The organism is Flavobacterium sp. P1_E4 (assembly GCF_056405915.1).
Window position 1 is genome coordinate 1 of record NZ_JBFUBE010000075.1, and the last position, 929, is coordinate 929.

Below are 929 nucleotides of genomic sequence, written 5' to 3' on the forward strand. Positions count from 1 at the left end.
ACAAGACTTTTGCCTTGTAGGGTGAGTTCCATTTTTGAAGTTTAGCAATCAGATCGGGAACGCCGAGTATATTGATACTGCGTTTGATGTTATAGACCAGCATAATCAGGCTGTGTTCTCCGTTTACTTTTTCCAATCCCGTTAAATTGGTGTGGTTGTAACCCCATTGCCGTTTAATAGTCCCGAAGATGTGTTCGTTGATTTCCTGCCGCTTGCGGTAGAGTTGTGCATTTGCGTGGTAGCGTTTGTTGTTTTCTTCCACCGCATCGGCATATTGGCTGCGGTCTATTTCTCTGCCTGCTGCTCTGCTTGTGCATAAATGTTTTACAGGACATTCTCTGCATTTTGGGGTACGGTATTTCTTGAACTCATAACTGTCTCTGTCCGTGGTTTTCTTGTGCCAACTACCTGTAGTTTTAAGGATTTCTCCCTGTGGACAAGTGTAGGTGTCGGTACTTTGATTGTATTGGAACTTGGAGACCAAATAATCCGTGGTTGTACCCTTTTCGTTACTTTTTCCTTGTTCAGGTTGCGCTACCATTGTGGTAATATTGGCTTGTTTACAAATTTCTATTTGTTTGCCATTATGGTAGCCTTTATCTACCAATGCAGTGTAAGTTTCAATGCCTAGATTCTCTTTGGCTTCGATAGCTATAGCCGATAAAGCACTGCGGTCGTTCTTATTGATGGTATGGGTGGCTACCACAAGGTTATGTTTGGCATCCACAGCCGCCTGCAAATTAAACGAAATTTCAACCACTTGTCCTTGCACTAATAAGGCTCTGGCATCACTATCGGTAGTGCTTATTTGCGGTTCGCCACTTGCTTTTAGTTTTTCTTCCAGCAAATCATAGCGAAGTTTGTTTTGTTGCAAGCGTTCTATCTTTTGCAGGATGTTTTGAATTTTAGGCTGATTTTCTTTGGTATCA

1 protein-coding gene is annotated in these 929 nt (G+C 42.2%); it reads right to left on the minus strand.

What is annotated here, in order from left to right; translation table 11 throughout:
- Positions 1 to 929 (minus strand): transposase (locus tag AC1DY0_RS19050; RefSeq protein ID WP_477190152.1); only part of this gene is annotated, 929 nt, incomplete at both ends.